General features: G+C 69.7%; 7 protein-coding genes. All 7 read left to right on the plus strand.

The annotated features are described in order from the left end of the window. Nucleotides 1–1,846: DNA translocase FtsK (locus EBH09_RS27145; RefSeq protein ID WP_153182738.1), on the plus strand; the 1,846-nt coding region annotated here is incomplete at its 5' end. A gap of 263 nt (nucleotides 1,847–2,109) precedes the next feature. After that, nucleotides 2,110–2,961, plus strand: coding sequence for a helix-turn-helix domain-containing protein (locus tag EBH09_RS27150; protein WP_121749578.1), 852 nt, complete (start codon nucleotides 2,110–2,112; stop codon nucleotides 2,959–2,961). Between the two features lie 91 nt (nucleotides 2,962–3,052). After that, nucleotides 3,053–4,534: a 30S ribosomal protein S12 methylthiotransferase RimO gene (rimO, locus tag EBH09_RS27155; protein ID WP_121749579.1), complete on the plus strand. Its 1,482-nt coding sequence runs from the start codon at nucleotides 3,053–3,055 to the stop codon at nucleotides 4,532–4,534. Continuing rightward, nucleotides 4,531–5,334, plus strand: coding sequence for a CDP-diacylglycerol--glycerol-3-phosphate 3-phosphatidyltransferase (pgsA, locus tag EBH09_RS27160; RefSeq protein WP_121749580.1), 804 nt, complete (start codon nucleotides 4,531–4,533; stop codon nucleotides 5,332–5,334). Before rimO ends, pgsA begins: the two co-directional genes overlap by 4 nt. Further along, nucleotides 5,331–5,876: a CinA family protein gene (locus EBH09_RS27165; protein WP_121749581.1), complete on the plus strand. Its 546-nt coding sequence runs from the start codon at nucleotides 5,331–5,333 to the stop codon at nucleotides 5,874–5,876. Before pgsA ends, EBH09_RS27165 begins: the two co-directional genes overlap by 4 nt. Before the next feature lie 109 nt (nucleotides 5,877–5,985). Beyond that, nucleotides 5,986–6,366: a helix-turn-helix transcriptional regulator gene (locus EBH09_RS27170; RefSeq protein WP_007387871.1), complete on the plus strand. Its 381-nt coding sequence runs from the start codon at nucleotides 5,986–5,988 to the stop codon at nucleotides 6,364–6,366. Nucleotides 6,367–6,573: 207 nt separating this feature from the next. Then, nucleotides 6,574–7,044 (plus strand): DNA starvation/stationary phase protection protein, encoded by a 471-nt coding sequence (locus tag EBH09_RS27175; RefSeq protein ID WP_121749582.1) that lies wholly within the window; start codon nucleotides 6,574–6,576, stop codon nucleotides 7,042–7,044. Nucleotides 7,045–7,157: the final 113 nt, after the last annotated feature.

Raw genomic sequence — 7,157 nt, forward strand, 5'->3', positions numbered from 1 at the left:
GTTCATGTCGGGCCGCGGCAGGCCCCGCCGGTCCGCCGTGCCGCAGCCCGACATGAACCGGCCGATGGACGCCGTGGACGTCGCCGCCGCGGCCGCCGCCGCACTCGACGGCGCCGTGCTGCACGGGATGCCGCCCTCGCCGCTGGTCGCCGACCTCACGCAGGGGGTGAGCACGGGGGACCGCGAGTCGACGACGCCGACTCCGACGCCCGTGCCGGCCGCGCGCCCGCAGCCGGGGAAGCTCAAGCAGGACAAGGCGCGGAAGGCCGACCCCGACGACGGTACGGCGGTGGTCGCCGACCTCACCAAGACGCCGCTCCCCAAGGAGCGGGACCTGCCGCCGCGCGCCGAGCAGCTTCAGCTCTCCGGAGACATCACCTACTCCCTGCCGGCCCTCGACATGCTCACCCGCGGCGGCCCCGGCAAGGCGCGCAGCGCCGCAAACGACGCCATAGTCGCCTCGCTGACCACCGTCTTCACCGAGTTCAAGGTCGACGCCGCCGTCACCGGATTCACCCGCGGCCCGACGGTCACGCGGTACGAGGTGGAGCTCGGGCCCGCCGTGAAGGTCGAGCGGATCACCGCGCTGGCCAAGAACATCGCGTACGCCGTCGCCAGCCCCGACGTACGGATCATCAGCCCGATCCCCGGCAAGTCCGCGGTCGGCATCGAGATCCCCAACACCGACCGGGAGATGGTCAACCTCGGCGACGTGCTGCGGCTCGCTGAGTCCGCCGAGGACGACGACCCCATGCTGGTCGCCTTCGGCAAGGACGTCGAGGGCGGTTACGTCATGCACTCGCTGGCGAAGATGCCGCACATACTGGTCGCCGGCGCCACCGGATCCGGCAAGTCGTCCTGCATCAACTGCCTGATCACCTCGATCATGATGCGGGCGACCCCCGAGGACGTCCGGATGATCCTGGTCGACCCCAAGCGTGTCGAGCTGACCGCGTACGAGGGCATCCCGCACCTGATCACGCCGATCATCACCAACCCGAAACGGGCCGCCGAGGCGCTCCAGTGGGTCGTGCGCGAGATGGACCTGCGCTACGACGACCTCGCCGCCTACGGCTACCGGCACATCGACGACTTCAACCGCGCGGTGCGCGAGGGCAAGGTCAAGCCGCCCGAGGGCAGTGAGCGCGAGCTGCAGCCGTACCCGTATCTGCTGGTGATCGTGGACGAGCTGGCCGACCTGATGATGGTGGCGCCGCGGGACGTCGAGGACGCGATCGTCCGGATCACGCAGCTCGCGCGCGCGGCCGGCATCCACCTGGTGCTCGCCACCCAGCGGCCGTCCGTGGACGTCGTCACCGGTCTGATCAAGGCGAACGTGCCCTCCCGGCTGGCCTTCGCCACGTCCTCGCTGGCGGACTCACGGGTCATCCTCGACCAGCCCGGCGCCGAGAAGCTGATCGGAAAGGGTGACGGCCTCTTCCTGCCGATGGGCGCGAACAAACCGACCCGTATGCAGGGCGCGTTCGTGACCGAGGAAGAGGTCGCGGTCGTCGTACAGCACTGCAAGGACCAGATGGCGCCCGTCTTCCGCGAGGACGTCACCGTCGGCACCAAGCAGAAGAAGGAGATCGACGAGGACATCGGCGACGACCTCGACCTGCTCTGCCAGGCGGCCGAGCTGGTCGTCTCCACGCAGTTCGGGTCGACCTCCATGCTGCAGCGCAAGCTGCGCGTCGGCTTCGCCAAGGCCGGGCGCCTGATGGACCTGATGGAGTCGCGGAGCATCGTCGGGCCGAGCGAAGGCTCAAAGGCTCGTGACGTTCTTGTGAAGCCTGATGAGCTGGACGGCGTGCTCGCGCTGATCCGGGGGGAGTCTGAAGGGTAGGGAACAGTACCCGAGGGGTTCCGTCGACGGACGGTCACGGCGGCCGGGTGGCCGATCGTGACTCACCCGTTAGGGATCATTGAGCAACCGTTTCCCCATGGCGTACGTCAAGTTGAGGGAAATGACAAACAGGTAGTCCACCATCGGGACGCGGGGCCATTCCGATGGCGTACAAAGTCCCGTCGCCCGGTTGCCCCACCCGTTTGCAGCCCCCCTAAACTGAACGTCCAGCACAGGCGGCTAAACGCTCGAAAGGCGCCCCCGTGTCCAACGGCAACTCCCCTGAAGACGAGCGTCCGATCGAAGACGTGTCTGAAGGCGTTTCTGAGGAAGCCCGCCCCTCCATCGGCCGTGCCCTGCAGCAGGCACGGATCGCCGCCGGGTTGACCGTCGACGACATCAGCACCGCCACCCGCGTCCGGATCGCCATCGTGCACGCCATCGAGGCGGACGACTTCACGCCCTGCGGCGGTGACGTCTACGCGCGCGGTCACATCAGGACCCTTGCCAAGGCTGTCCGCCTCGACCCGGCCGAACTGCTCGCGCAGTTCGACGCCGCACACGGCGGTCGCCCCGCGCCGACACCCGCCGCGCCTCTGTTCGAGGCGGAACGCATCCGTCCCGAGCGACGCGGACCCAACTGGACCGCCGCCATGGTCGCCGCGATCGTCGCGGTGATCGGCTTCGTCGGCTTCACGTTCGTCAAGGGCGGCGACGACGGTGGCTCCGAGGCGAGCGTCGCCGAGGGCTCCCAGCCGTCGGCCGGCGAGTCGCCCTCGCCGAGCGCCAAGCCGAAGAAGCCCGCCGACCCGAAGCCGGACCCGACCGAGAGTGCCATCGCCGCCGCACCGCGGGACAAGGTGACGGTCAAGATCAGCGCCACCGACGACCCCAGCTGGATCTCCGTGAAGGACCACAACGGCCGGCTGCTCTTCGACGGCCTGCTCAAGGAGGGTGACTCCAAGACCTTCCAGGACAACGAGAAGGTCGACCTCGTCCTCGGCAACGCCGGCGCGATCGAGCTGTACGTCAACGGCAAGAAGATCGAGGACGACTTCCAGCCGGGCTCCGTGGAACGCCTGACGTACACGAAGGGCGACCCGCAGGTCGGATAGGGCGCGGAAGGCGTCGACGCGGACGGGGTCGTCCAAGATCGGGCAACCCCGTCGACGTGGGCTGTCGGCAGGACGAAGTAGTCTTGAGCCCATGCCTGAAAGCCGTACCGTCGCACTCGTCACCCTTGGCTGCGCCCGTAACGAGGTGGACTCGGAGGAGCTCGCAGGCCGTCTGGAGGCGGACGGCTGGAAGCTCGTCGAGGACGCCGAGGAAGCGGACGTCGCCGTCGTGAACACGTGCGGCTTCGTCGAGGCCGCCAAGAAGGACTCGGTCGATGCCCTCCTGGAGGCCAACGACCTCAAGGGTCATGGCAGAACACAGGCCGTGGTGGCGGTGGGCTGCATGGCCGAGAGGTACGGCAAGGAGCTCGCCGAGGCCCTTCCCGAGGCCGACGGAGTCCTCGGCTTCGACGACTACACCGACATCTCCGACCGCCTGCAGACCATCCTGAACGGCGGCATCCACGCCGCCCACACCCCGCGTGACCGGCGCAAGCTGCTGCCGATCAGCCCCGCCGAGCGGCAGGAGGCCGGTGCCTCCGTCGCCCTGCCGGGGCACGGCCCGACCGACCTGCCCGAGGGCCTCGCCCCCGCCTCCGGCCCCCGCGCGCCCCTGCGCCGTCGCCTCGACGGCTCCCCGGTCGCCTCGGTGAAGCTGGCCTCCGGCTGCGACCGGCGCTGTTCCTTCTGCGCCATCCCGTCCTTCCGCGGCTCCTTCATCTCCCGCCGCCCGAGCGACGTGCTGAACGAGACGCGGTGGCTGGCCGAGCAGGGCGTCAAGGAGATCATGCTGGTCTCCGAGAACAACACGTCCTACGGCAAGGACCTCGGCGACATCCGCCTGCTGGAGTCGCTGCTGCCGAACCTCGCCGATGTCGACGGCATCGAGCGCGTGCGCGTCAGCTACCTTCAGCCGGCCGAGATGCGCCCCGGCCTCATCGATGTACTGACCTCCACCCCGAAGGTCACGCCCTACTTCGACCTGTCCTTCCAGCACTCCGCGCCGAACGTGCTCCGCGCGATGCGCCGCTTCGGCGACACCGACCGCTTCCTGGAGCTGCTGGACACCATCCGGAGCAAGGCCCCCGAGGCCGGCGTGCGCTCCAACTTCATCGTGGGCTTCCCCGGCGAGACCGCCTCCGACCTCGCCGAGCTGGAGCGGTTCCTGAACCACGCGCGGCTCGACGCCATCGGCGTCTTCGGGTACTCCGACGAGGAGGGCACCGAAGCCGCGACCTACGGCGACAAGCTGGACGAGGACGTCGTCGCCGAACGGCTGGCACGTGTGTCCCGCCTCGCCGAGGAACTGGTCTCACAGCGGGCCGAGGAGCGCGTCGGTGCGACCGTGCGCGTGCTCGTCGAGTCAGTGGAGTCCGCCGACGGGGAGGACGGTGTGCGTGGCCGCGCGGAGCACCAGGCGCCCGAGACGGACGGCCAGGTGCTGCTCACGAGCGGCGAGGGCCTGAGTGTCGGTCGTATGGTCGACGCGAAGGTGGTCGGTACGGAGGGTGTCGACCTGGTGGCCGAACCGCTGCTGGGGTCGCCCGAGTGGAGTGAGGAGGCCGGCAGATGACCGGAGTCCCGGCGTCCGCGGCGGGCGGCTCCTCCGGTGCGCGAAGGACCGGCCCCCGTGGGCCCTCGGGCGCCGCGCGTGGACCGGCGGAGCGTACGCCCTCGGGGGGCGCGGCCGAACGGGGCGCGACGGAACAGGGCGCCCCGGAACGGGGTGCGACCGAGGGCGGTGTCGCCGGGCGCGGCGGCAAGATCGCGGCCGCCGCCGTCAACCAGGCGAGCGTCTGGAACGTCGCCAACCTGCTGACGATGCTCCGGCTGCTTCTCGTGCCGGCCTTCGTGGCGCTGATGCTCGGCAACGGCGGGTACGACCCGGCCTGGCGCTCGTTCGCCTGGGCGGCCTTCGCCGTAGCCATGATCACCGACCTCTTCGACGGCCACCTGGCCCGCACCTACAACCTCGTCACCGACTTCGGGAAGATCGCCGACCCCATCGCCGACAAGGCGATCATGGGGGCGGCGCTCATCTGTCTGTCCGCGCTGGGCGACCTGCCCTGGTGGGTGACGGCCGTCATCCTCGGCCGGGAACTCGGGATCACCGTGCTGCGGTTCGTGGTCATCCGGTACGGCGTCATCCCCGCGAGCCGCGGCGGCAAGCTCAAGACCCTCACCCAGGGCATCGCCGTCGGCATGTACGTCCTGGCACTGACGGGGCCCCTGGCCACGCTGAGGTTCTGGGTGATGGCCGCGGCGGTCGTCCTGACCGTGGCGACCGGACTGGACTATGTGAAGCAGGCCATTGTGCTGCGCCGCCAGGGAATCGCCGAGCGCAGAGCGGCGTTGAAGGAGACGGAAGCTTGAGTTCCACGGCCGCCGACGTGGTGCGACTACTCACCGTCAGGGGCGAGACGCTCGCGGTCGCCGAGTCCTTGACCGGCGGAATGGTGGCTGCCGCGATCACGGCGGTACCCGGGGCCTCCAAGGCCTTCCGCGGGTCGGTGACCGCCTACGCTACGGAGCTGAAGCGGGACCTGCTCGGCGTCGACGCCGCGGTGCTCGCGGCGCGTGGAGCGGTGGATCCGCAGGTCGCCGCCCAGATGGCGGCGGGCGTGCGCAAGGCGTTGGGTGCCGACTGGGGTATCGCGACGACGGGCGTCGCCGGTCCGGACCCACAGGACGGACAGCCCGTCGGGACGGTCTTCGTGGCCCTCGACGGGCCCTTCGGAGCAGACGACGGTTCCGCCTCTGGCGGAAAAGTGGAGGCGCTGCGGTTGAACGGCGACCGCGCGGAAATTCGTATGGAGAGTGCACGGAGCGTACTCGCACTCCTTTTGAGGGAGCTTGCGGGCGAACAGACCGGGAATGAGCGGGCACAGGATACGGAACGGAACGGGGGGTTTTGATGTTTGCAGCCCTGAGTGAACACGACATCGCTCCCCGCACGGCCGCGGCGCGAGGCGGTACGGTGGGGCGTGAAGGATGCGGTTACACGGTCCGAGGAGGGAGCCACCGATGATTCTGCTCCGTCGCCTGCTGGGTGACGTGCTGCGTCGGCAGCGCCAGCGCCAGGGCCGTACTCTGCGCGAAGTCTCCTCGTCCGCCCGAGTCTCACTCGGCTATCTCTCCGAGGTGGAGCGGGGGCAGAAGGAGGCTTCTTCCGAACTGCTCTCCGCCATCTGCGACGCGCTGGACGTACGGATGTCCGAGCTCATGCGGGAAGTGAGCGACGAACTCGCCCTCGCCGAGCTGGCCCAGTCGGCCGCGGCCACGCCCAGCGAGACCGTGCCGGCACCGGTGCGCCCGATGCTGGGTTCCGTCTCGGTGACCGGTGTGCCACCGGAGCGGGTGACCATCAAGGCGCCTGCCGAGGCAGTGGACGTCGTCGCCGCCTGAGCGTCGAGAACGTGTGCGTGTGAGGCCCCGGCCGGGGTCTTTCCGGGAGGTCCCGGAGAGGTGCGGTCGGGGTTTTTGCGTGTGCGCGTGAGTTCTCACGCGGGCGAGTGACGAGTGCCGGTGGTGGTTTCGCCCGGTTTGCCGGTCCCTGGTGGTGCGGTCATGGTGGAGGAAACATGGCCGGGGGACCGACCGACGGAGGTGCGGATGTACGTCGTGAAGAGCCCGTTGTCCGACGCGAACCTGAAGACCGTGTCAGAGGCGCTGCAGGGCGCCCTCGTCGACCTGGTGGACCTGGCGCTGGTGGCCAAGCAGATCCACTGGAACGTGGTCGGTCCGCGCTTCCGTTCCGTACATCTCCAGCTCGACGAACTCGTCGGTACCGCGCGCACGCACTCCGACACCGTGGCGGAGCGCGCCTCGGCGCTCGGGGTCTCCCCGGACGGGCGTGCCGCGACGGTGGCCGTCGGCAGCGGCATCGATGTGACCCCGGAAGGGTGGGTCGACGACAGTGCCGCGGTGCAGACGATCGTGGACGCCCTGGGTGCGGTGATCGGGCGGATGCGGGAGCGGATCGGGGCGACCGGCGATCCGGATCCGGTGAGCCAGGACATCTTCATCCAGATCACGGCCGACCTGGAGAAGCAACATTGGATGTTCCAGGCCGAAAACGGATGACGCGGATATGACGTCCGCGCGGGCTGCTCGCCGGGCGGCCGCGCTGGGCCTCGGTGCGCTGTGGTGGTGGGCCGTGCTGCGACTGGCGCTGGAGCCCGGCGCGGGGGTGATCG

Source organism: Streptomyces sp. E2N166 (assembly GCF_003671715.1).
Taxonomy (GTDB): domain Bacteria; phylum Actinomycetota; class Actinomycetes; order Streptomycetales; family Streptomycetaceae; genus Streptomyces; species Streptomyces thinghirensis.